General features: G+C 55.7%; 12 protein-coding genes. 7 read left to right on the top strand and 5 right to left on the bottom strand.

The annotated features are described in order from the left end of the window. Positions 1–73: 73 nt before the first annotated feature. The 7 genes from AL479_RS05410 (at position 74) to AL479_RS05380 (ending at position 21,251) form a co-directional block, all read left to right on the top strand. On the top strand, positions 74–493 hold the full coding sequence (locus tag AL479_RS05410) for a hypothetical protein (protein ID WP_061075347.1): 420 nt from the start codon (positions 74–76) through the stop codon (positions 491–493). 898 nt (positions 494–1,391) lie between these two features. Beyond that, positions 1,392–2,603, top strand: coding sequence for a TolC family outer membrane protein (locus AL479_RS05405; protein ID WP_225851905.1), 1,212 nt, complete (start codon positions 1,392–1,394; stop codon positions 2,601–2,603). An 80-nt stretch (positions 2,604–2,683) separates the two neighbouring features. Continuing rightward, on the top strand, positions 2,684–16,576 hold the full coding sequence (locus AL479_RS05400; protein WP_081093715.1) for an Ig-like domain-containing protein: 13,893 nt from the start codon (positions 2,684–2,686) through the stop codon (positions 16,574–16,576). Between the two features lie 194 nt (positions 16,577–16,770). Further along, on the top strand, positions 16,771–18,954 hold the full coding sequence (locus AL479_RS05395) for a type I secretion system permease/ATPase (protein WP_061075345.1): 2,184 nt from the start codon (positions 16,771–16,773) through the stop codon (positions 18,952–18,954). 1 nt (position 18,955) lies between these two features. After that, complete coding sequence (locus AL479_RS05390) at positions 18,956–20,131, top strand: HlyD family type I secretion periplasmic adaptor subunit (RefSeq protein ID WP_061075344.1); 1,176 nt, start codon at positions 18,956–18,958, stop codon at positions 20,129–20,131. 674 nt (positions 20,132–20,805) lie between these two features. Continuing rightward, positions 20,806–21,006: a hypothetical protein gene (locus AL479_RS05385; RefSeq protein WP_061075343.1), complete on the top strand. Its 201-nt coding sequence runs from the start codon at positions 20,806–20,808 to the stop codon at positions 21,004–21,006. A 20-nt stretch (positions 21,007–21,026) separates the two neighbouring features. Then, on the top strand, positions 21,027–21,251 hold the full coding sequence (locus AL479_RS05380; protein ID WP_146109663.1) for a hypothetical protein: 225 nt from the start codon (positions 21,027–21,029) through the stop codon (positions 21,249–21,251). Here AL479_RS05380 and AL479_RS05375 read toward each other — a convergent pair. From AL479_RS05375 to AL479_RS05355, 5 genes are all read right to left on the bottom strand, one after another. Further along, positions 21,235–22,434, bottom strand: a complete 1,200-nt coding sequence (locus AL479_RS05375) for an MFS transporter (RefSeq protein ID WP_061075341.1) — start codon at positions 22,432–22,434, stop codon at positions 21,235–21,237. The genes AL479_RS05380 and AL479_RS05375 overlap by 17 nt on opposite strands. A 78-nt stretch (positions 22,435–22,512) precedes the next feature. Further along, complete coding sequence (locus AL479_RS05370) at positions 22,513–23,376, bottom strand: SdiA-regulated domain-containing protein (RefSeq protein ID WP_061075340.1); 864 nt, start codon at positions 23,374–23,376, stop codon at positions 22,513–22,515. 113 nt (positions 23,377–23,489) lie between these two features. Then, a complete protein-coding gene (locus tag AL479_RS05365) occupies positions 23,490–23,747 on the bottom strand; it encodes a DUF3343 domain-containing protein (RefSeq protein ID WP_061075339.1) in 258 nt (85 codons plus the stop codon). Continuing rightward, positions 23,744–24,511 carry a putative 2-hydroxyacyl-CoA dehydratase activator YjiL gene (yjiL, locus tag AL479_RS05360; RefSeq protein WP_061075338.1) on the bottom strand — a complete coding sequence of 256 codons (768 nt, stop codon included), beginning with the start codon at positions 24,509–24,511 and terminating at the stop codon, positions 23,744–23,746. Before yjiL ends, AL479_RS05365 begins: the two co-directional genes overlap by 4 nt. Before the next feature lie 9 nt (positions 24,512–24,520). Continuing rightward, entirely contained in the window at positions 24,521–25,672 is a 1,152-nt protein-coding gene (locus AL479_RS05355; protein WP_061075337.1) for a double-cubane-cluster-containing anaerobic reductase, read from the bottom strand. Positions 25,673–25,720: the final 48 nt, after the last annotated feature.

The following is a 25,720-nucleotide window of genomic DNA, read 5'->3' as shown; positions in this document are numbered from 1 at the left end:
CCTGTTCGTCATCGTTTTATCCGGGCGGCCTTTTGCGGCCTGCCTATCTGTGTTTGCGCAAAGGTGATGATGTATGGTTGATCGAATGTACGTTCCGCCACTGGCTTCACGGCGGGTGAAGCAAACCCAAATTCGCGCACGCGATAAATGGGTTGAAACGGATTTGTTTGTTGAGCAGGGCGTCAGGTATTTCTTTCGTGCCACCGGAAAGTGGTGCGACATGAATCATTGTTGTGACGCGAATGGTTATACCGTCGACTATCTGAATTTTGCCCGAATCTGGCTGCGTTGCCGCCACGAACCTGCGACCTGGTTTACCTTAATTGGCACTATCGATAAATCAACCGACACCATGTTTGTGATTGGCGACGGTGCCCGGCTAAATAACGGCTGGATTGCGCCTCGCAGCGGTGAGTTAGTGGTTTTTGCAAATGATATTTCAGGGATGTACTGGAATAACTTTGGTTCGGTAGTGCTGGAAATCTGGCGATGAAAAATGTAAGCGTATCGGAAGGCATCAATATGAATGGCTATTTAAGAAAATAAAATATTCTCCTGCTTATTATATTTTACCGAGAATGACGGGGTTTGTTAAGATGTGCCGGAATTGTGAAATTGTGACTGGCCTTTTATTTAAAACAGTGACTGTCAGTTTTTCTCTGTTTTGATTTGGTGATCTGATTGTTTATTAATTGATCTTTTATTGTTTTTTATTTGCGCTAATATCCATGTTATTTTTGTGCTATTAGTCACATTTATTGCCCATTTTTATCTCTTAAAAACGTGTTTGTGCCTTTTTTTTGTACGAATCGTGCGATTTCAGAGTGTTTAAGATATTTTGTTTGTTTCTTAACTTATTGTTTTAATTGTTAATTATTGGTAATTCTAACATCTGGAAATCATTTAAGATGAATTAAGCTTTTTTTGGTTTCCACTCCTCGTCGCAATACTCAGAATATTCCCCATCCAGTGATGTCCGCGTTCCTGATTACGCTTACTGCGAATACCCGGGTAAGTGTCATTTTTAGGCTCTGCGAAATGAAAGGAAAGCACGCTAACAATAGCGTTTTCTAAACAGGTCAACTCTGGAATATATATCATTATCAGTGTGAGCGTGATTGTCGCTCAGGATGGCGTGAACCGAAAAAAATTGGATATCAGGTCTGCAGTAGCACATTGATAATTGTATATCTCATTATAGGTATGTTTACCCCGTATTCTTCCTTGCGGATGTAATACGGTTGCCTGGTATAACCGAAAATCGTCATTTAATTTTTAGGATATTTGTTTTGAGCACTCGTACTGTTTTTTCATGGGTTACTCTGACTCTTTCTCTCTGGGTAGCCACAACGCCATGTTTCGCCGCATTAGCCAATGTCGAAGAAACGAATCTGAAAGAAAGTATTTTATTTGCTTTTGATCGTGACCCTTCGATAAGCAGCCAGGCCGCACAAATGGGTATTGGCCAGGCAATGACCGATGAAGCGAAAAGCGGCTGGATGCCGCAAATCGGTTTAACCGCCAGCACCGGTCAAAATAAGACGACGGATTCCAGCGGTTCACTCAATAACTCTGCTGCCTGGGGCATTAGCGTCACACAGTTAGTTTATGACTTCGGTAAAACCAACAGCGCGATTGCCCAGTCAGAAGCCCAGTACGAAAGCTATCGCTATCAACTGATGAGTACGCTGTCTGATGTCGCGTCAAAAGCGGCGCTGGGCTACGTCGAAGTTAAACGCTTTAGCGCATTGGTTGACGCTGCACGCGAAAATATCGTCGCGCTGGAGAAAATTCAGCATCTGGCGCAGCTTCGTGCCAGCGCAGGTTTGAGCTCGACCTCAGACGATTTGCAAACGCAGACCCGTATCGCCGGAATGCGCGCAACACTGGAGCAGTACTCCGCCGCGCTGCAGAAAGCGAAAGCGGTCCTCGCCGTACAAACGGGTGTCAGTGCTAATCGTTATGCCCGTCTGCCGGAAAACCTTGAAGTTAAACAAGTCACTGTTGAAAACATCGACTACGCGAAGATCCCCTCGGTACTTGCGGCACGGGCGATGGTGACCTCCGCACAACACGGCGTCGAGCGCGCAAAAGCACAGCATATGCCGACGGTGAGCCTGAAAGCGGGCCGTACTCGCTATGAGTCAGACAATCGCGGTTACTGGGACGACCAAATCCAGTTAAGTGTGGATGCGCCGCTGTATCAGGGGGGCGCGGTCTCCGCTCGCGTTGACCAGGCAGAAGGGGCGAAGGCGATGGCCGCCTCCGAAGTGGATCAAGTGCGTTACGAGATTCTGCAAAAAGCCTCTGCGGCAATGGCGGACTGGAAGGGCGCGCGAGGCCGTGAAGATGCCGGCAAGTTCCAGCTGGTTAACGCCGAACAAACCCGTCGCGTTTATAAGCACGAATACACCCTGAGCAAGAAAAGTATCAATGACCTGCTAAGCGTCGAACAAGACGTCTGGCAAGCGGAGTCTTCACGGATCAACGCTGAATTTGATGGCTGGAATGCAGCTATCAGTTACGCGACGGCAATCGACAACCTGCTGCCCCTGATCGGGATAGAAAAACAGGCGTCGAAAAAGCTGCCTGACCTTCAGTAGCGGCGCGAACCCCACTCAACCGACTCCCCGGGAAAACCCCGAACGACTATTACTGATTAACTGACCTTATGAGCCAGATGATGAATACCTTAAAAACCGCAAACATTATTAACCGTCACACCGCAAAGAAAACCGTACTGTCCGGCGAAGGCAACCTTTCCGTAGCTGTATCGGGTGCATCCATTATTGAAATTCTGGGTTCCGCTCAGGATGTGGCGCGCTATGTCCGCCAGGGTAATGACCTGCTGATTTATATGAAAGATGGCAGCGTGATCCGTTGTAGCGGCTATTTCACCGAAGAACCGGAGTCAAAATTGCACTCCGAGCTGGTATTCAGCGACGAAACGGGTTTGACGCATGTGACGTTTGACGAGACTGGCGATATCGCCAGCCTTGATGCCGTGGAACTGACGGCGCACGAGACGCCTGTCGACAGCCTTGAGCCTCTGATGGCGGAAGCGGCCAGCGAGGATAATGATTTCCCGTGGGCGTGGCTCGCGGGGGCAGGACTGGGCGGCGGCGCAATTGGCGCACTGCTGGCTAATGATGATGGCGGTAAAACCAAAACTGTCACTGAAACCCAAACCGAAGTGGTTGATAACACCAAAAATACACCGACGTATATGGTCACCGATAAGAAAGGGGACAAACAGGGCGGACTGTCAGCCAATGCCACGACCGATGACAACACCCCAACCTTCAGCGGGACGGGCCATCCGGGCGCCACCATTCAGATTAAAGACAGCCACGGCAACACCATTGCCAGTACGATGGTAGATGCCAATGGCGTCTGGACCGTGCTGCTGCCAGTGCAGACCGACGGGACTCACACCTGGTCTGTTGTGCAGATCAACGGCAACGACACCACTTCCGCCGGTAGCATTACGATCAATGTGGATACCACCATTGCCACATTGACGCTGGCAACCACCGCCGGCGATAACATCGTCAATGCCAGTGAACAGTCCGCTGGTTTTACACTTTCTGGTGCCAGCAGTCATCTGGCACAGGGCACAGCACTGACGGTAACGCTGAACGGTAAAACGTACGTCACCACCGTGGGTGCAAACGGCGAATGGCAGGTTAACGTGCCGGCCGCCGATGCGAACGCGCTGGCAGACGGCAGTTGGACCGTCGCGGTTAGCGGACAAAATGCGGCGGGTAATGCGGTATCGGGCAGCCAGATTATTACGGTAGATACTCAGCCACCGCTGCTGTCGATGGACAAAATCGCCATCGACCAGATTATTAACGCCGCTGAGCATAATGCGTCTCTGGTTTTGAGCGGGAAAACCACGGCTGAAGCCGGGCAGACAATAACGTTGATGTTCAATGGCAAAACGTACACTGCGACCGTGGCCGCCGATGGCACCTGGTCTATGACGTTGGGTGCGGCTGACGTGCAGGCTCTGGCGGACGGTAACCACTCCCTGACGGTATCGGTAAACGATAAAGCCGGAAACACGACAAACATTTCTGAATTAGTGACCGTTGATACCACGGCGCCGATTCTGACGGTCAACACGGTTGCAGGCGATAACATACTGAATGACGATGAACAGGATGTCGCACAACTGATCTCGGGGATGGCGAATGGTGCCGCGCCTGGCGACGTTGTCACCGTTCAGTTTGGTAACCAGACCTTTACCGGCGTTGTACAGGCGGACGGTAGCTGGAGCGTCGGTGTTCCGGCGTCGGTGTTCAATTCCATGAGTAACGGCCAGCATACGATCACGGTGACCGTGACGGATGCGGCAGGCAATACCAGCACCGCGACTCATGATGTGACGCTCAACAGCATTGCCGTTGGGATCACCGTGGACCCTATCAGTGTTGATAACGTGCTGAATGCGCAGGAGTCCATGCAACCGCTGACCCTGAGCGGCACCAGCACCCTGGCTGACGGCAGCACGGTGACCGTGATGCTCAACAATATCGCCTACACCGCGACGGTCAATAACGGTACCTGGTCTGTTCAGGTGCCGGTTTCTGACGTACTGAATCTGGCGAACACAATTTATAACGTGACCGTCAGCGGGACAGATTCCATTGGCAACAGTGGGACGACCACCGCATCATTCCTTGTCGACACGACGCTGCCGCAGGTGATCATCAATAATTTCGCCACGGACAACCTGGTTAACAACACCGAAGCCAATAGCGATCAAATCTTAAGCGGTCGCGTGACAAATGCCGCAGCAGGCGACACGGTTTCCATCATGGTGGGCGGCAAGCATTACACTGCCACCGTAGAAAATGATTTGAGCTGGAAAGTAACCATTCCGGCGAGCGACCTGAACAGCTTTGGCGATGGTGATCTGACCTTTACTGCTTCTGTAACGAACAGCCACGGCAACACAGGTACTGGCGATCGCGATATCAACATCAATGCATCGCTGCCAGGCCTGCGTATCAATACTCTTTCTGGCGACGATATCGTTAACGCCATCGAACAACATCAGGATTTGGTGGTCACCGGGAGCAGCAGTCATCTGGCGGCAGGTACAACGATCAACGTGACTATCAATAACGTGACTTACCAGACCGTTGTTGATAGCAGTGGTAACTGGCAGATTGGGGTACCGGCTGCGGATCTGCAAAGCTGGACCGCAGGCCAGGTGGTGGTGAATGCCAGCGCACAGGATGCCTGGGCAAACACGGTGACGGTTGACCACCAGGTCGAACTCGATCTGGATCCGGTCGCGATCTCCATTGATACCCTTTCCACCGATGATCTTATCAATAGCGCCGAAAAAGGAGCCGACCTGCTGATTTCTGGTCAGACCCAGGGCGTTGAAGCGGGTCAGACGGTAGTGGTGAAGTTTGCAGGCCAGACCTTTACTGCGCTGGTTCAGGGCGATGGTTCATGGAGTGTGACCGTGCCGCCTTCGGCCATTGCATCACTGACCGACAGTCGCGAACAGATCAGCGTTAGTGTCACCAATGCCAGTGGTAACACGGCCGATGCGGGTCGTACCGTCACTCTGGATACCTCTGCGCCATTGATCACGATCGATACCATTGCCGCTGACGATATCCTTAACGCCACCGAATCACTGGCGGACCTGGTGATCACCGGGACCACCACGGCGCCAGCCGGTCAGACGGTGACCGTGATGATTAACGGCAACAGCTATACGGCGCTGGTACAGGCGAACGGTACCTGGAGCGTGACCGTTCCAACGGGGAGCGTCTATTCCATCATGGCCGTTGCCGGCGTACTGACCACCGGCACGGTTACCGCCACGGTTTCTGACACCGCCGGTAACACCGGCTCAGCCAGCCATGCCCTGACCGTCGACACCACGTCACCGGTGGTGACCATCAATACCGTGGCAGCCGACGACATCATCAACCGTGCCGAACACGGCCAGACCCAGATCATCAGCGGCTCCGCCAGCGGCGCGGCGGCGGGTGATGCGGTCACCGTGACCGTGAACGGCAAAGATTACACCACCGTGGTGGACGCGGCGGGCAACTGGAGCGTCGGCGTGCCGGCGGCGGACATCAGCGGCCTGAACGACGGTGTGAATACCATTTCTGTCACCGTGACCAGCGCGGCAGGCAACAGCGGCTCCGCCACCCACGATGTGACCGTGGATACCTCGGCACCGTCCGTCACCGTCAGCAGCGTGACCGCCGACGACGTGATTAACGCCGCCGAGCAGGGCGCGGACCTGGTACTGTCCGGCACGACCACGAACGTGGAAGCTGGTCAGACAGTGACGGTGATGTTTAACGGCAGACCGTACACCGCCACGGTGGATAACAACGGCGAGTGGACCCTGACCGTGCCGTCTGCGGACCTGGCGGGTCTGAGCGACGGCAGCGCCCGCGTGGAGGCCAGCGTCAGCAATGCCGCCGGTAACAGCGCGTCGGTGACCCACGATTACAGCGTCGACACCACCGCGCCGGTGATCACCATCAGCACTATCGCCGCGGACGATATCCTTAACGCCACCGAAGCGCAGGCGGACCTGGTCATTATCGGGACCACCACCGCACCGGCCGGCCAGATCGTCACCGTGACCATTAACGGCAACGACTACACCGCACTGGTACAGGCGAACGGCAGCTGGAGCGTCACCGTCCCGGCCGCAGAAGCCGGTGCCCTGACCAGCGGTAATGTTACCGCCACGGTCTCTGACACCGCCGGTAACACCGGTTCAGCCAGCCATGCCCTGACGGTTGACACAACGTCACCGGTGGTGACCATCAGCACCGTGGCAGCCGACGACATCATCAACCGCGCCGAGCACGGCCAGACCCAGATCATCAGCGGCTCCGCCAGCGGCGCGGCGGCGGGTGATGCGGTCACCGTGACCGTGAACGGGAAAAATTACACCACGGTGGTGGACGCAGCGGGCAACTGGAGCGTCGGCGTGCCGGCGGCGGACATCAGCGGCCTGAACGACGGCACCACCACCATCGCCGTGACCGTGACGAACGCGGCCGGCAACAGCGGCTCCGCGACCCACGATGTGACCGTGGACACCGCGGCACCGTCGGTCACCGTCGGCAGCGTGACCGCCGATGACGTGATTAACGCCGCCGAACAGGGTGCGGACCTGGTACTGTCCGGCACGACCACGAACGTGGAAGCCGGCCAGACAGTGACGGTGATGTTTAACGGCAGACCGTACACCGCCACGGTGGATAACAACGGCGAGTGGACCCTGACCGTACCGTCTGCGGACCTGGCGGGGATCACCGACGGCAGCGCCCGTGTTGAAGTGAGTGTGAGCAATGCCGCCGGCAACAGCGCGTCGGCGACCCACGACTACAGCGTCGACACCACCGCGCCGGTGATCACCATCAGCACTATCGCCGCGGACGATATCCTTAACGCCACCGAAGCGCAGGCGGACCTGGTCATTACCGGGACCACCACCGCGCCGGCCGGTCAGACGGTGACCGTGACCATTAACGGTAACGACTACACCGCACTGGTACAGGCGAACGGCAGCTGGAGCGTCACCGTTCCGGCCGCAGAAGCCGGTGCCCTGACCACCGGTAATGTTACCGCCACGGTCTCGGACGCGGCCGGTAATACCGGCTCGGCGAGCCATGCCCTGACGGTTGACACCACATCACCGGTGGTGACCATCAATACCGTGGCAGCCGACGACATCATTAACCGCGCCGAACACGGCCAGACCCAGATCATCAGCGGCTCCGCCAGCGGTGCGGCGGCGGGTGATGCGGTCACCGTGACCGTGAACGGGAAAGATTACACCACCGTGGTGGACGCGGCAGGCAACTGGAGCGTCGGCGTACCGGCGGCGGACATCAGCGGCCTGAACGACGGTGTGAATACCATTTCTGTCACCGTGACCAGCGCGGCAGGCAACAGCGGCTCCGCCACCCACGATGTGACCGTGGATACCTCGGCACCGTCCGTCACCGTCAGCAGCGTGACCGCCGACGACGTGATTAACGCCACCGAACAGGGCGCGGACCTGGTGCTCTCCGGCACGACCACGAATGTGGAAGCCGGCCAGCTGGTCACCTTGACCCTGAATGGCCAGACCTATACCGCTCAGGTACAGGCGAACGGCGAGTGGACCCTGACCGTACCGCCTGCGGACCTGGCGGGGATCACCGACGGCAGCGCCCGCGTGGAGGTGAGTGTGAGCAATGCCGCCGGCAACAGCGCGTCGGCGACCCACGACTACAGCGTCGACACCACCGCGCCGGTGATCACCATCAGCACTATCGCCGCGGACGATATCCTTAACGCCACCGAAGCGCAGGCGGACCTGGTCATTACCGGGACCACCACCGCACCGGCAGGTCAGACCGTCACCGTGACCATTAACGGCAACAGCTACACCGCACTGGTACAGGCGAACGGCAGCTGGAGCGTGACCGTCCCGGCCGCAGAAGCCGGTGCCCTGACCAGCGGTAATGTTACCGCCACGGTCTCTGACACCGCCGGTAACACCGGCTCGGCGAGCCATGCCCTGACGGTCGACACCACGTCACCGGTGGTGACCATCAATACCGTGGCAGCCGACGACATCATCAACCGCGCCGAGCACGGCCAGACCCAGATCATCAGCGGCTCCGCCAGCGGCGCGGCGGCGGGTGATGCGGTCACCGTGACCGTGAACGGCAAAAACTACACCACGGTGGTGGACGCGGCAGGCAACTGGAGCGTCGGTGTGCCGGCAGCGGACATCAGCGGCCTGAACGACGGCACCACCACCATCGCCGTGACCGTGACGAACGCGGCAGGCAACAGCGGTTCCGCGACCCACGATGTGGAGGTTAATACCGCAACCGTCACGCTGGCAGTGGATACCATTGCCGTCGATGACGTGATCAATGCGCTGGAAGCGGGCAGTTATCTCACCATCAGCGGAACCAGCGGTCAGTTGCCTGCAGGTACGATCGTCACGGTGATGCTGAACGGTCAGAGTTACACCGCGACCGTACAGGCGAACGGCACCTGGACTGCGATCGTACCGGCAGCCGATGTGGTGCAGCTTGGCGACGGCCAGCGTTATACCGTCTCTGTGACGGCGCAGGACAGCGCCGGTAACAGCGCGTCGGCCTCCTCTCTGGTCTCGGTGGATACCTCGGCTCCGGTTGTCACTATCAACACGATCTCCGTAGACGATGTGCTCAACGCTGACGAACAGCAGCAGCCTCTGATTATTCAGGGCAACACCAGTGCAGAGGCGGGTCAGGTGGTGACCACCACCGCAGGCGGTCAGTCCTGGACTGCCGTTGTCGCCGCCGATGGCAGCTGGAGCGTTACCGTTCCGGCAACGGATCTGGCTGGACTCAGTGAGGGTGCGTTGATGGTGACGGCCACCGTCAGCGATAAGGCGGGCAATGAAAGCCAGACAACGCATATCGTGACGGTCGATACCACGGCACCGCTTATCACGATTGATATCGTGGCAAGCGACGATATCGTGAATACTGGGGAGCAGCGAGCCGGACAGACCATTAGCGGCACGACAACCGCAGAGCCGGGTCAAACGGTAACGGTGACCTTTAACGGTCATTCCTATCAGGCCACGGTGGATGCCAGCGGAAACTGGTCGGTCTTTGTGCCGGCAACGGATTTCAATGGTCTGGTGGATGGAAATTACACCATCACCGCCACCGTAAACGATGCGGCGGGCAACGCGGGTGGTACCAGCCACAATGTGACGCTGAACGGTGATGTTCCGACGATTACCATCAATACGCTCAGCACCGATGACATCATTAATGCTGCAGAACACGGGACATCGCTGATCCTCAGCGGGACGACCACTGCCCCGGCGGGTCAGACGGTCACGATCACGCTGAACGGCCAGACATATACAGCCGTCGTGGACAGCAACGGTCAATGGAGCTGCGTCGTGGGCAGCGCCGATGTTGCCGCGCTGGCAGATGGCACGGCTTACACGGTGCATGCGGAGGTCAGCAACGCCATTGGCAATAGCGCCAGTGACGATCATTCGATCAACGTGGATCTGGCCGCACCAGCGCAGATCATCACTATCGTGGCGGTGCAGAATGATACGGGGCTGAGTGCCTCCGACTTCATCACCAGCGATAACCAGATTGTGCTCGATGGTTCACTTTCAACAACGCTTGCTACCGGTGAAACCGCGCAAATCAGCCTTGATGGCGGCGCAACCTGGATTGACCTGGTGGTGAATGGTACTTCCTGGTCTTATGCCGATGGGCGTACCCTGGCGGATGGTTCATATCAGTACCTGGTGCGTGTGATTGATGCCGCAGGCAACGTTGGTACAGTCGTTAGCCAGACGGTGGTCGTGGATACCACCCCACCGGCAGTCACGTTGATTTCCGTCGATTCCATTACTCAGGATTCAGGGCACTCGACAAGTGATTTCATTACCAGCGACAACCAACTTACCGTACAGGGCTCGTTAAACGCGCCGCTGGCCAGCGGTGAACATGTGCAGATAAGCCTTGATGGTGGGAATACCTGGATTGACGTCAGCGTGAGCGGGCAGACCTGGACTTACGCGGATGGACGCACGCTTGCCGACGGTGATTACGTTTACCAACTGCGTGTGATTGACGATGCGGGTAACGTCAGTGCGACCACCAGCCAGACGGTGACCATTGATATGCAGGCACCGGACGCCAGCAAAACAATCGTTTTTGACAGCATTACTGACGACAGTGGCCTGAGCAATACCGACTTCTTGACCAACGACACCTCGCTCAGCCTGAAAGGTACACTGGGCGCGACGCTGGCGGCAGATGAAACCGTACAAATCAGCCTCGACGGTGGCGCGACGTGGCAGAACGTGACGGTGATTGGTAATAGCTGGACCTTTGATGATGGCCGTACACTGGCAGAAGGGACTTATGACTACTGGGTGCGCGTGATTGATACCGCGGGCAACGTCGGTGAGACTGCGCATCAGCAGGTGACGATCGATCTGACACCGCCGGATGCCGCGACCACCGTGACCGTTGACCGCATCTCCTCCGATACGGGGGCGGATAACAATGATTTCCTGACCCAATCGCGCGTCTTCACGGTTGAAGGGTCATTGGGCGCCCCTCTGGCGGCGGGCGAAGTTGTGCAGATTAGCCTGGATAATGGGGTGACATGGATTACCACGACGGTCACCGGGACGCAATGGCATTACGACGATAACCGTATCCTGGCGGATGGCGACTATCTCTATATGCTGCGCGTGGTTGATGCGGCGGGCAACGTTGGGGCAACAACGTCTCAAAGGGTGACTGTCGACAATGACGTAAGCTGGCCGACGATCCAGTTTGACAGCGTGTCAAATGATACCGGTGTTTCAGGCAGCGATTTTATTACCAGTGATACCACGTTGACTATTCAGGGCTCGCTTAGCAAGGCCCTGCGCGGCGACGAACATTTAATGATCAGTGTCGATGGCGGTGCTACGTGGGTTGAAGCAACCGTGAACGGCACAGGCTGGAGCTTTACGGATCCACGCGTACTGGCTGATGGGGATCACACCTGGCAGGTCAAGGTTGTTGATGATGCCGGTAATATGGGCGGAGCAGTGTCTTCTGTGACGGTGACGGTCGATACCACTCCACCGGTTATTACCCTTAATACGGTCGCGTTTGATGATGTGGTCAACACGGCAGAACAACAGGCCGGGCAAACCATCAGCGGGACCTCCGATGCAGGACAGGGGAGTATCGTGACGGTGACCTTTAACGGTCATTCCTACCAGGCCACGGTGGATGCCAACGGAAACTGGTCGGTACTGGTTCCAGCGAGTGATTTCAATGGCTTGCCGGATGGTAATTACACTATCAAGGCAACCGTGAGCGATAAAGCGGGTAACACCGTTGACATCAACCATGACGTTACGCTGAGTCGTGAAGTTCCGACAATTACGATTGATACGCTCAGCATGGATGATGTGATCAATGCTGCGGAACACGGCGTACCGCTGACGATTAGCGGGACGACGAACGCGCCGGCGGGTCAGATGGTCACTATTACGCTGGGGGGGAAAACCTATCACGCCGTGGTGGACAGTAATGGTCAGTGGAGCTGCGTAGTTAGCAGTACTGACGTTGCCGCTCTGGTGGATGGCACCGCGTACATTGTGAATGCAGAAGTCAGTAATGCCATCGGTAACAGCAGCAATTCGATGCATGTGGTTAACGTTGATTTGACCGCGCCCGGCCAGACAATCTCTATCGATTCGGTACAAGGTGACAGTGGACTCAGCGCCAGCGATTTTGTGACCAACACGAATCAGGTCGTGCTTGAGGGCTCACTTTCCGCCCCTCTGGGAAGCGGTGAAACCGCGCAAATCAGCCTTGATGGCGGCGCAACCTGGATTGACCTGGTGGTGAATGGTTCCTCCTGGTCGTATGCCGATGGGCGTACCCTGGCGGATGGTTCATATCAGTATCTGGTACGTGTGATTGATGCCGCAGGCAACGTTGGGTCGCTCGACAGTCAGGCGATCCGAGTGGATACCACACCGCCAGCAGTCACGTTGATTTCCGTCGATTCCATTACTCAGGATACCGGTCTGTCGACCAGCGACTTCATTACGCACGATAATCAGCTTGCACTGCATGGTTCACTGAATGCGGTTCTTGCCAGCGGCGAACATGTGCAGATAAGCCTTGATGGCGGGCTCACATGGATTGACGTCAGCGTAAGCGGTCAGAGCTGGTCTTATGCGGATGGACGCACGCTTGCCGATGGCGATTACGTTTACCAACTGCGGGTGATTGACGATGCGGGTAACGTCAGTGCGACGACCAACCAGACGGTCACCATCGACACGCAAGTGCCGGACGCCAGCAAAACGATCGTGTTCGACAGCATCTCTGACGACAGCGGTCTGAGCAGCAGCGACTTTATCACTAAAGATACGTCGCTCAGTCTGCAGGGCTCTCTGGGCGCGACGCTGGCCCCGGGCGAAATCGTGCAGATCAGTCTGGACGGTGGCGCAACCTGGCAGAACGTGACGGTGATTGGCAATAACTGGTTCTTCGATGATGGTCGTACGCTGGTTGAAGGGACTTATGACTACTGGGTGCGCGTGATTGATACCGCGGGCAACATTGGCTCCACCGCGCACCAGCAGGTGACGGTCGATCTGACTCCGCCGGATAGCGCCATTACCGTCAGCATCGACAGCATCTCTACAGATACGGGCTACAGCAGCACAGACTGGCTGACCAATGACACATCGCTGACGATCAAAGGCTCTATTGCTGCGCCGTTGGCGGCAGGCGATCGCGTGCAGATCAGCGTCGATAACGGGGTGACCTGGCAGGATGTCATCATGAATGGCACCGACTGGTCGTATGTGGATTCACGTACGTTAGTGGAAGGCGATCACACTTATCAGGTACGCGTGGTGGATGTCGCCGGAAACGTCGGGGCGACCAACGATCAGATCGTAACGGTTGACCTGACCCCGTCGGCGACGACGGCAACGATCGTCAGCTACACCGATGATGTGGCCTCTTCTCGGGGTGATTTTGCCTCCGGTACGACCACGGATGATCGTACGCCAGTGCTGAACGGCACCCTGTCGACCACGCTGCAAACCGGTGAACTCGTGCGTATTTACAGCGCCGACGGCACGCTGTTGGGCGAAGCGGATGTGAATGGCACAGACTGGACGTATCAACTGAACGTCCCGCTGGTTGATGGTGAAAAAGGAGAGTTCTACGCGGTGGTGGTTGATGCCGCCGGTAACGAAGGGACGCACTCTCCGGTGTTTGATTTCACCGTTGATCTGGTGATGTATGCCGATACCCAAAGCACGCTGGATACCACGCCAATCATTACGGGCAGCGTTGATTTTGAAATCCTTCCGGGTGAGTACGTGGAAGTGACGGTCAACAACGTGGTGTACAGCTCGCGCAATGGCGCGGTGGTGATTGATCCGAAAAACAGTACCTGGTACGTGCAGATCCCTGACAGCGATGCGCTGGCGCTGGGAACGTACGACGTGAAAGCCGTCCTTTATAAAGCGGACGGCACGGAAATTACCAAAGATGACAGCAGCAACGAGCTGACGGTCGCCGCAACGCCGTCAATCTCCTTTACGTCAACGGCGGCCTCTTCTGAAGATACCGGAACGGCGCTGACGATGAGTGAAGATGGCACATGGCGCATCCTCAGCAACTCGACGGTGTTTACCCAGAACGCGACCGATTCCACGACGTTAGGATCGTTTAATTCGGTGGCGATCAGCGGCCCGGACAAACAGCAGCAGTCGTCGTTTGTTGACTTTGACCGCGACGGCCTGATGGATATTCTGGGGGCGGACACCGGCTATGCGAACGGTCAGCAGTCGTTCAAATACAACGAAGACGGAACCTATACCTCCTTCCAGGTCGGTGCCTACGGTGTGACCGGGCAAACTAACGATCCTAACGGTAACGTCTACGGCTGGTACGGCGGCGCAATGGGTATCGATATCAACGGCGATGGCTATGTTGACATGGTGTACGGCGATGAAACGCCGAACGACTCCGAGACGCGAGGCGGTTACGACACCGGATTTGTGATCAACACCGACGGCACCATCATCGGTTTCGACAAATCGGGGGCTTATGTCTATTCCGGCGGCTCACAGGATGGCGTTGCATCCACCAATAATAACAATCCCACGCCAGACCGTGAGGTTTCGGGCGTTGACCTGAACAACGATGGTTATGTTGATATCACTTATCACGCAACGACCGGTACTAACACCACGTCTGGCGGCGGGACCAGCAGTTCAAACAGCCGTCTGGCGATAGTCACCAACGGGGTTGATGGAAACGGCAACATGACGCTGACCAACACCCAGACTGTGACCGATGTGTTCTACGGCAACAACGATTATGACAACCAGTACACCACGATGACCTGGTCTGATTTGAACGGCGACGGTTATATGGATCTGTTCGTCGCGGGTCTGACCGGCCAGGGCAATGCCACCAGCGCCATCTTCTACAACGATGGTACCGGTAAGTTGACTACGGCGGCTAACGGTACAGGTACCGGATCGAACGTGCAGACGTTGGGCGACAGCGTTAACAGTATGACGTCGCTGGCAGTGGACTGGAACGGCGACGGCAAGATGGATTTGATCGAAATTGCCGGTGCAGCAGGCTCAACGGTTGCTACCAATACCAACAACATCGGTCTGCTGTGGACCAATAACGGTGTGAATGGCAGCAACCAGGTCGACTGGACGTCACAGACCCTTTTAACCGGAGCAAACCAGGGCAGCACTAACATCACTACCGGTGCGCTGACGCTGGACCTGGATTACGACGGTGACAAGGATCTGGTGGTTTTCCGTGCCGCAGGCGGTAAAACGGAATACATCACCAACAACAGCACTATTGCTGACGGAACCAGCATCATTCTGCGTATTTCGGATGCGAACGGCATTAACGCCTTCTATGGCAATACGGTGCTGCTCATTGATGAAAGTACCGGCAAGGTGGTCAGCTCGCAGGTCATTAACCCGCAGGGCGGCGTGAACATGAACGACTCGTCCGGCATGGTCTACTTCTACGGACTGGATGCGAGCAAGTCGTACAGCGCAGTACTGCTGGCTAGCGGTAAGGACTACGGCGGCGTCTCCTCGGTGAATTTCGACTCCTCCGGCGTGTCGAATACCATCGAGAACGTCAACGCCGCCTGGGGCGGTCTGAAAGCGGTAGAGAAGAACCACGCGTACACGCTGACCGCAGAAGACGGCGCCTCGGCGATGAACAGCGCCACGGCAGCGACGGACGGGACGAACACCACGGGTATTGTCGGAACCGGCTACAACGATACGCTGTACGCCACGGCAGGAACTCACGTTTATAACGGCGGCGGTGGTAGCCGCGTAGTGTCTGATGCCGACGTCTGGACCGCACAGGGTGGGATGGACATTGTCGACTATGAACTGGCGGGAAGTTCCGCGCTGAACATCGATCTGAGCAACACCGGAATGCAGAATACCGGTTTCGGTAACGCGCAGTTCGTGAATGTGGAAGGGATTGCCGGCGGCAACGGCAATGATGTGTTTACCGGCAACGCGGCGGAAAACTTCTTCGAAGGTCGCGGCGGCGACGATACCTTCAATATTGGTAACGGCGGCCAGGACACCCTGTTGTACAAGTTGATCAATGCCTCAGACGCCACGGGCGGCAACGGCAGCGATGTTGTGAACGGCTTTACCATCGGTACCTGGGAAGGGACCGCAGATACTGACCGTATCGACCTGCGCGAACTTCTGTCCGGCAGCGGCTACACCGGTAGCGGCACCGCGAGCTATGTGAATAGCGTCGCGACGCTGGATGCTCAGGCCGGGAACATCGAGGACTACATCCGCGTGGTGCAGAACGGCAGCAACACTGAAATCCATGTGGATCTCGATGGGGCGGGCGGTAACTTCTCATCCACCAACGTGGTTACCCTGAACGGTGTGCAAACCGACCTTGCCACTCTGCTGGCAAACCATCAGTTAGTGATTATGTAATGCACTATTCCGGGGGAATGATATTCCCCCGGAATATATCGCGTCAAAATCGCACTAAAATAAAAGTCATGAGCATTAAAGTCCGCAGATGACGTGTGTCTTTTTCGGACGAATATAAAAGTATGAGCACACATTCCGTTATTCCTAATGCAATTCCGTTATGGCGCAATGCCGCACAACAGGAACAGAACGCTATGAACACGCAGTCGCAATACGAACCCTGGTTACAGGCAATGATCGGTGTGGCGCAGCATTATCGTCTCGACTTCTCGCAAGAGCATGTTCGGGTGTCGATTAATTATGAAAGCGATTCGCCGCGCGACCTGGTGTTAAAAGATATGGCTCGCCAGCTGGGGCTGGGGCTGCGCGTTGTGGCGGCAAAAGTCTCTTTTCTCGATCCGTGGCGTTTGCCGCTGATTGCGGAATTTAGCGAAGGGCAAATCGCGGTGATTAACCGAATGGACAGCGACGGCAATATTAGCCTTCAGTTCAGCGGTGATGAAGGACTGGAAACCGTGTTAACGCGTGATGAATTACGCGCACGGATAAAAACATTATTAGTTCTGCGTCCACTCGAATCCACGCCCGATGCGCGCGTTGACGATTATATTAAGCCGTATAAGAAAAACTGGTTCTGGCGACTGGCGTTAAAAGACTGGTATCGCTATATCGATATTATGGTTGTTGCGCTGGTTGCCAACGTGCTGGCGCTTTCCGGCATGATTTTCTCTATGCAGGTGTATGACCGTGTCGTGCCCTCACAGTCAGAAACCACGCTGTGGGTGCTGTTTGGCGGGGTGATGCTGGCAATCCTGTTCGAATTTATTATGCGCATGCTGCGGGTTTATATTTCCGATGTTGTCGGTAAACGCGCGGATCTCCGTATCTCTGAGCGTATCTTTGCCCATGCGCTGCGCATCAAAAACGGTGCGCGTTCGAAATCGACGGGTTCGTTTATCGCCCAGATTCGTGAGCTGGAGTCGGTGCGTGAACTGATCACCTCGACGACCATCTCGGCCCTTTCCGACCTGCCGTTTTTCCTGCTGTTTGTGTTTATTTTGTGGATGATTGGCGGGCCGCTGGTACTGGTCGTGCTGATGGCGGTTCCCCTGTTACTGATCCCTGGCCTGCTGGTGCAGCGCCCATTGGGACGGCTTTCCAACGAAGGGATGCGCGAATCGGCAATCCGCAACGCAACGCTCGTGGAAGCGGTGCAGGGCATTGAAGACATCAAACTGATGCGTGCTGAACAGCGTTTCCAGAATCAGTGGAACAACACCAATTTTGTTGCCGCTGAAGTGGGCATGCGCCAGCGCTGGCTGACCAGTCTGCTGCTGACGTGGACTCAGGAAGTACAGTCGATAGTCTACGCCGTGGTACTGCTGATTGGCTGCTACCTGGTGATCGATGGCGATCTGACGACCGGTGCGCTGGTCGGGACCTCGATCCTCGCCTCACGCACTATCGCGCCGTTGTCGCAGATCTCCGGTGTGCTTTCGCGTTGGCAATCGGCAAAAGTGGCGCTGAAAGGGCTGGATGAACTGATGCAGCGCCCGATTGATGAGCCGCTTCAGGGTAAGAAAGTGCACAAAGCGCACCTGCGCGGTCACTATCAACTGGAAAACGTCAGCTTTTACTACGACGAAGAAGAGAAAGTGAACGTGCTGACGGTGCCGGCGTTGAACATCAAAGCCGGTGAACGCGTGGCGCTGCTGGGGCGTAATGGCTCGGGTAAAAGCACGCTACTTCAGGTGCTGGCGGGGATGCAGGAGCCGCAGCAGGGTTCCGTCTTACTGGATGATATCGCCCTGAATCATCTGGACCCGGCGGATTTGCGCCGCGATATGCAACTGCTGAGCCAGCAGGCGCGCCTGTTCTTTGGCTCCATTCACGACAACATTACGTTGGGGAACCCTACGGCGACTGACGATGACATCCAGCAGGCACTGGCGATCAGTGGCGCGCTCGATTTTGTCCGCAAGCAGAAGATGGGGATGAACTACGTGATAAGCGAAGGGGGCGCCGGGTTGTCTGGCGGTCAGCGTCAGTCGCTGCTGTTGGCGCGTGCGCTGCTGACATCACCCACTATTTTACTGCTTGATGAACCGACCGCGTGGCTGGATGAGATTGGCGAGAAGCAGTTCATTCAGCACCTGAAAACCTGGTTAGGTAGCCAGCGCACGATGGTCGTCGCGACGCATCGCCTGCCGATCCTCGAGCTGGTGGATCGCATTATCGTGCTGGATAACGGACGCATTGTGATGGACGGTCCGCGTGACGCGATCCTGAATAAACATGGTATGGCGCAGCCGGAGGCGGCACAAAGCAATGTGTCGAGAATCAATACCCCGCCGTCAAACAACCCAGGGAGGTCGTGATATGAGCGATTTTAACCGTTTTAGCAGTCGCCTCAGCGAACCGAAGCTCCCACGCTCTTCATTGGTCGCCTGGTTCCTGTTTGCTCTGCTGGCCGCGTTTGTCGGCTGGATGAGCTACTTTCATCTCGATGAGGTCACCACTGGCAGCGGTAAGGTGGTGCCATCATCTCACGAGCAGGAGATTCAGTCGCTGGAAGGCGGCATTATCTACAAACTGCATGTTCGTGAAGGGGATATCGTTGAAAAAGGGCAGATTCTGGCGCAGCTTGACCGGACGAAAACAGAATCGGGCGTGAAAGAGAGCGAATCAAAACTGAATGCTGCGATGGCGACGTCGGCGCGTCTTACTGCGGAAGTGAACGGTACCAATCTGGTGTTTCCGGCAGAACTGAACAACGAGACGGCGCTGATTAACCAGGAGCGCGCGTTGTATCATTCCCGCCGCGAAAGCCTTGAGAAAGGCGTAGAAGGGCTGCGACAGGGGATTGCGCTTATTCAGGGAGAGCTGGCGCTGACCCAGCCGCTGATTAAAGAGGGGGCGGCCAGCCATGTCGAAGTACTGCGTCTGCGTCGTCAAATGAATGAGATGGAAAATAAGATTGCCGAGTTGCAGACGCAGTATTACGTCCGCGCCCGGGAAGAGCTGGCGCGGGCTAATGCGGAGATTGAAACAGAGCGTTCGGTGATGCGCGGACGTGAAGATTCGCTGACGCGTCTGACCTTTACCGCCCCTGTGCGCGGGATCGTGAAAGATATCGACGTGACCACCGTCGGTGGGGTGATCCCGCCAGGCGGAAAACTGATGAGTCTGGTGCCATTAGACGATCAGATCCTGATTGAGACGAAGATCCTGCCGCGCGATGTCGCCTTTATCCATCCCGGGCAACAAGCGATGGTGAAAATTACGGCGTACGATTATTCCATTTATGGCGGTATCAATGGCGTGGTGACGGTCATCTCACCGGATACCATCCAGGATGAGGTTAAACGCGATCTGTATTACTACCGCGTTTATATCCGTACCGACAGCAATCAGTTAATTAACAAGCAGAAAAAAGCCTTCCCGGTTTTTCCAGGCATGATTGCCACCGTGGACATCAAAACGGGGAATAAAACGATTCTTGAGTACCTGCTGAAACCGCTGAATAAGGCGAAAGAGGCGTTGCGGGAACGATAACAGACAGTGCGCCGTGTCTCCGGTTGATGGGCGGTAAGCAGCACAGACCGGCACGGCATACGAAGTCAATGCCTGTAGTTTATTGCGTGTATGGCAGGTGACGTAAAATTTAGTGTACAAAAGCAGTCGGTATTTGTGCGCTTCGTCGGATTCTTACCAAAAGCTGGCAAATTTCGGCCTTTAAAATTGATTTATATCAATTAGCGCGCACTTAATTTGCGTCGTTAAAAAATATCCTTATTTACGACTTGTTTACCTTTACTGCGTTTATGGTGGCGGTGGTAAGACGTCTGATGACAAAGAAGAGAAGTCACGTTAGCGAAAATTATTGAAAGAGATCGTCGTAACTCTCTCTAAAAAAGCCAGTTATTGGCTTCAAAGTAAACATTTATTGTAGAAGTAACTTATTGCTGCATAGGAATTTTCAATAATCACGGTGAATGTTTTACCGGAAGCGCGGGGGGCGAAATGCACTGAATTAATCAGAACATGTAAATAAACCCTGACATCATTAGCCTGCTACGGGCCATCTTTCACTTGAAACAGCGTTCCATTTTAAGGCGTTTTCTTAACATTTCCATCACCCGGCTGCTGAAATTTTGTACGTTGACTTGTTATTCGACCAACTGCATATTCCTCCCCAGTTAAGACGACATAGCCTTCAGGAGCCGACGATGCCTTCCCGCGATTACCCCGATACCCGTAAAGCCAGGGGAACCCGTTCTAAAGATATGGTGCTGTTGAGCGCCCGTGTTGAGACTACGCTTTGGGACTACGTTCGGGAGTTGGCGTTAGAAACGCGTAAAAGCAAACAGGACATTATTGCCGAAGCGCTCATGCTGCATCGCACCGCCAATGAAGGCGGCCGTGAATAAATGCGGGCGGATTGTACAGGATGATATTTTTACCCCTCTGGCGCGCCATGGCGTGTATTACCGTCACCGCATTAGGACTGACCCTGGTCGTGACAACCGTCTCGCTCATGACGTGGGAGCTCAGCGTGACGCTCTTTCCCTGGTCAACCGCGACGACCAGTAAAATCGTCACGGCTTCGCTGCTTTACGAATTACTGGAGTGGATCCACCAGGTTCCCCGCATTGTGGTTAGCGCATGTCGTTGATGCGACATGCCAACAAACGCTTTTGTTTATAGAATTGCAGGGCGCTGATCGTCGCGGCGATAAATAACGCCAGTGCGCCGCACAACGTGGCATCGGTAATCGCCCGCGTGCCGCTACCTAACAGCGTGGTTAACAGCGGACCCAGAATCTGGCCGATACCGTAGGTCAGCGTCACGAACCCCAGCAGATTGAGGTTTCCCGGCACAATAAGCTGTCGTGCGAGGGTCATGACCAGCGAGGTGGTGCCCATAAACGTTGCGCCGAATCCCACGCTGCTCAGCACAAGCAACAGCGGAGAACCACTGGCCAGCGTCAGGATCACACAGGCGGCCTGAATCACCAGGTTTGCTGTCAGACATTGCAGCACTCCCCAGCGTTTCGCTGCCCACAGCCAGGCGAAGCAGCCCGGCACAATCGAGATACCAACCAGCGTCCACAGATGAACCGTCAGCAGCGGAGAACCCGCGTCTTTCGCCATCAGCGGCAAATAGGTGGCAACGATGATGTAGCCGAATCCAGCCAGTCCATAGAGCAGCGCCAGCAGCCACCAGCGCATCGGCTGCGGGTCACTTTTTGCCAGTGTTGTTGCAGGCAGCGCATGGGCGTGGGACGGAAGCAGCAGCGCCAGCAACATCGCCAGGACGGCGGAGAAGGCCGCCGCCCAGATCCACAGCGCATGAGAGGAAAGCGCAAAGTGTAGGCCCGCAATCACGTATTCGTTACCCAGCGCAATCCCGACGCCGACGCCAGAAAACAGCGAGGCAATGACAAAAGGATTGCGGGTGTGTTGCAGCACCAGCGTGGAGCCAAAAATCAGCATCCCGGCGCTGGCGACGCCCGCCAGAAAGCGCACTAGCATCACCACCATGGGGTTGGAGAACAGCGCCATCGCGAGGATCAGTCCGCCGGTCGCCACCGCTGAGCTCAACAGCATAGGGCGTAAACGGCCAGGCAGATGAAAAAGCCCGAAGGAGAACAACAGGCTGCCGACCAGGTATCCCGCATAGTTGACGCTGGCTATCCACGACAGTTCGGAAAACGTGAAGCGCCCCTCAGCCAGCAGTACTGGCAGCATCGGGGTATAGAGAAAACGGCCAATCCCCATGCCCAGCGCGAGGACCATCATCCCGAAAAGGGCGGTGCGCAGTGAATGGCGGTCTGCGTTGTGCGGTTGCTGGCTCATGCCGTATCCATTGTTATTTGTCGTGTGCGAAATGCGAGGGTAACAAATTTATAACAAATGGGTAAGGCGACGGAGGAATTATTGTGCGCTGTCGGACGTGAAGCGGTAAAACAGGTTGGGCTCTGCCACGATAAACAGCGTCCCCTGATTATCCATCGCGATCCCTTCAGCCTGCTCTATGGTGTGCGCCAAGCCGTGGTGGCCTTCGGTTAGCGTCATGACGCCGAGAACGTTGCCGTCGGTTTTGACCTCTTTAAGCACTCGTGATTCGTGAGACAGGATCAGCAGGCTGTTCCGCTGCGGATTAAACTCCGCGCCTGAAATATCCTTCACATCAAGCTGTTGTTGCAGCGCACGGTCTTTGTTGATGGTCAGATTGTCAGTATTGAGCAGCCCCGTCACTTTATAGATCCCAATCGGTCTCTTTTCTTTAAAAAACCAGAATGTCTCTTTTTCACGTGACCAGGCGAGCCCCTCAAAACCGTCGTTGGTCGGGGTTTCATACAGATTAAGCGTTAACTTTTTGATGATGTTGACCTGTGACTGCGCATTGAGGGTAATCACGTAAATGGAATAGTCACTTTCATCGCTGATGACAAACGTGTCGTCACCAATGAACTCGATGGTCTCCAGATCGCGAATAAAATCGAGTGGGATGGTACGCAGCAGTTGACCCTGGCGGGTTAATTCAATAATCGCAGCGGGTTTATTGATTGTGCTGAACAACGTATTACTTTTATTGGACCAGGTGAGTGAGGAGACATTTTTCTTCACGCCCGCGATCGGTTTGCCGTCTATCGTCGCGCGATAATCGGCAAGGGTGTTATTGTCATTGTCGGGCGCGGCGCTACCCGATATGACGTAACTCACCCCTGCACTGAGTAAAGCAAGAAGAAGCATGATTCGCAGAGGTGAATTCAGATATCGGGCGGACAATCTCATTATTCTTCCTTAAATAAAATCAAAGATATTAAGGGAGAAAGTATAAAGATTAATCTTAATGAATCCTTAAACGCGTGATAATTGCATGGCGAAATTTATCGCGGTTTCGCGGGTCAACGCGCTGGCGCGTCGAAGGTTGCCACACATTGCCAGTCGCCCTGCTCAAGGCGGTAAATAGACTCGGTGTGACCGGGGATCACCCACCGATTTTGTTCTCCGGTCTGGCAATGCAGGTAGACGCACAGCCCGCAGCCCCCGCGCAACTGGCGGGGAATGTCGGCAACCCGAAAGGTCATGCCTGCGGCCTGCAACGCTTTGCGGGTCTGGATCACGCCCACCGTCGAATGAAATAAAAACAGGTATTCCGTCATCTGCGCGTTCTCTGCCGTTGGCCGATCAGCGCTGCGCCGATGGCTCCGGCAAACTGCGCGTCCGGGTGGGTGTTTACCGGGATACCGACATGGCCTTCCAGCATCCGGGCAAAGGCCGTACAGTGGCTGACGCCGCCGGTAAACAGCAGCGGCCCTTCTGAAGAGAGTCGACCGATGAAGTTGGCGCTGCGTCGCGCCATTGCGTTAATCACACCCGCGAGGATCGCTTCCGGGGCGATACCCGCAGAGCGCAGACTAATCACTTCAGATTCGGCAAAAACGGTGCACATACTGCTGATGGCATGCGGCGCAACGCCGGCGGTAATGGTATCGAGTTGCTCCACGCTGGCACCCAGGGTGCGTGAAATGACTTCCAGAAAACGTCCGGTGCCCGCCGCGCATTTGTCATTCATCAGGAAGTCGGTGAGGTTACCGTCGTCATCCAGTTGGATCACCTTGCTGTCCTGTCCACCGATGTCAATGACCGTGCGGGTAGCCGGTGCGAGCAGCCGCGCGCCCAGTCCGTGACAGGAAATTTCGGTCACCTGTTTGTCGGCAAAATCAACCAGCTGGCGGCCATAACCGGTTAAGGTCAGGTAGGGGCGCGTTTCCAGACCTTCCGCGAGAGCGTCCCAGGCCTCGCGGATGGCGTCGGCAGGGCGGAATGGCGTCGGGCACAGGAAACGGCGCTCAATCACACCATCTGCCAGTAAAATGCCTTTGGTCGCCGTCGAGCCGGAATCAATTCCTATCGAATACGTCACGCCTGCTCCTCACAGCATTTCAATAAAGGCCGCGACGCGGGTGCTGAGCTGGCCGACATCCGAGGTGGAGTAGTCGGTTTCAATGGCGATATAAGGAAGGTTGTGCTGCTGGCGAACATGACGTTTAATTGCCAGTGATTCAACGGCATAGGTATGACAGGCCTGCAAAATCACGTCTACCACGCCGTCTGCCTGGTACTCTTCCACCATTTGACTGAGCAGCGTCAGGCGCTGATCGTTTGGAGAGATGCACGAACAGCCGATGGCGAGATATTTGTCGGTGAGCGCCTCGTATACGTCGCCGGTTTCCGCGACGCACTGCTCGGTCGCCTTCGCGCCGGTACAGTTTTCGTATCCCACTACCCAACCGCCGTTTTCTTCAATGGCGCGTACCACTTTTTCTGCCGCGCCGCCGATCGGACAGCCGGTGATCAGAATACGCGGGCGGGCGTCCAGTCGTTTACCCTCCTGCCATGCCTGACGCACACGTTCAGCCATGCTGTCCAGTTCGTCGATAAGGGCTTCTTTATCAAAGCGGAAGGTCGCGCCGTACACCACTTTCAGGATATCGCTGCCGCTCAATGCCGGGGGATTAAGCTGGCCGAGACGATAGAAATTCGCCAACGCGCGGCGTTCACGGTTTTTGAGGATGATGGCTTCACGCAGCGCCGCTTCGGTTACCGGCGTCCCAAAGCGCGCTTCCACGGCCTGTTGCAGGCGCAGAATTTCTGCTTTCCACAGCGCACGTGAGGCGGCATCCTGGCTGCTGTTTGGCAACTGCATAACGTGAACGGCTTTGAACTCCGCCATGTATTCATACATTTTCTTTTTACCATCGCAGGTGGTTTCACCCACCACCAGGTCGGAAAAGTAGAAATAGGGGCATTTGTCGGTTTTGCCGAAGCCATAGCTGCTTTTGATCAGCGGGCAGAGGTTGCGTGGTAGATCTTTTTCGGCTTCTTCGATGGTTTCGTCCGACGTTGAACACAGCGAGACCACCACCGCACCCGCCGCCATCGGGATCTCCTGCGGCATGAAGGTGCAATAGGTTCCCACCAGCGGGATACCCTGCTCTTTGAGATCCATCACGGTGAGAAAGCCTTTCTGGCGGGCTTCAGAGAACTGGTCGAAAATGGCGGGCAGATCGGTGATAAGCGACATGGATTTTCCTTCCCCGTGACACGGGAGATGTTAAAAGTGTTCGCATTA

Source organism: Citrobacter amalonaticus (genome assembly GCF_001559075.2).
GTDB classification, from domain to species: Bacteria; Pseudomonadota; Gammaproteobacteria; order Enterobacterales; family Enterobacteriaceae; genus Citrobacter_A; species Citrobacter_A amalonaticus_F.
The sequence above is the reverse complement of the archived record's forward strand: the minus strand, read 5'-3'. Positions and strand labels throughout refer to the sequence as shown.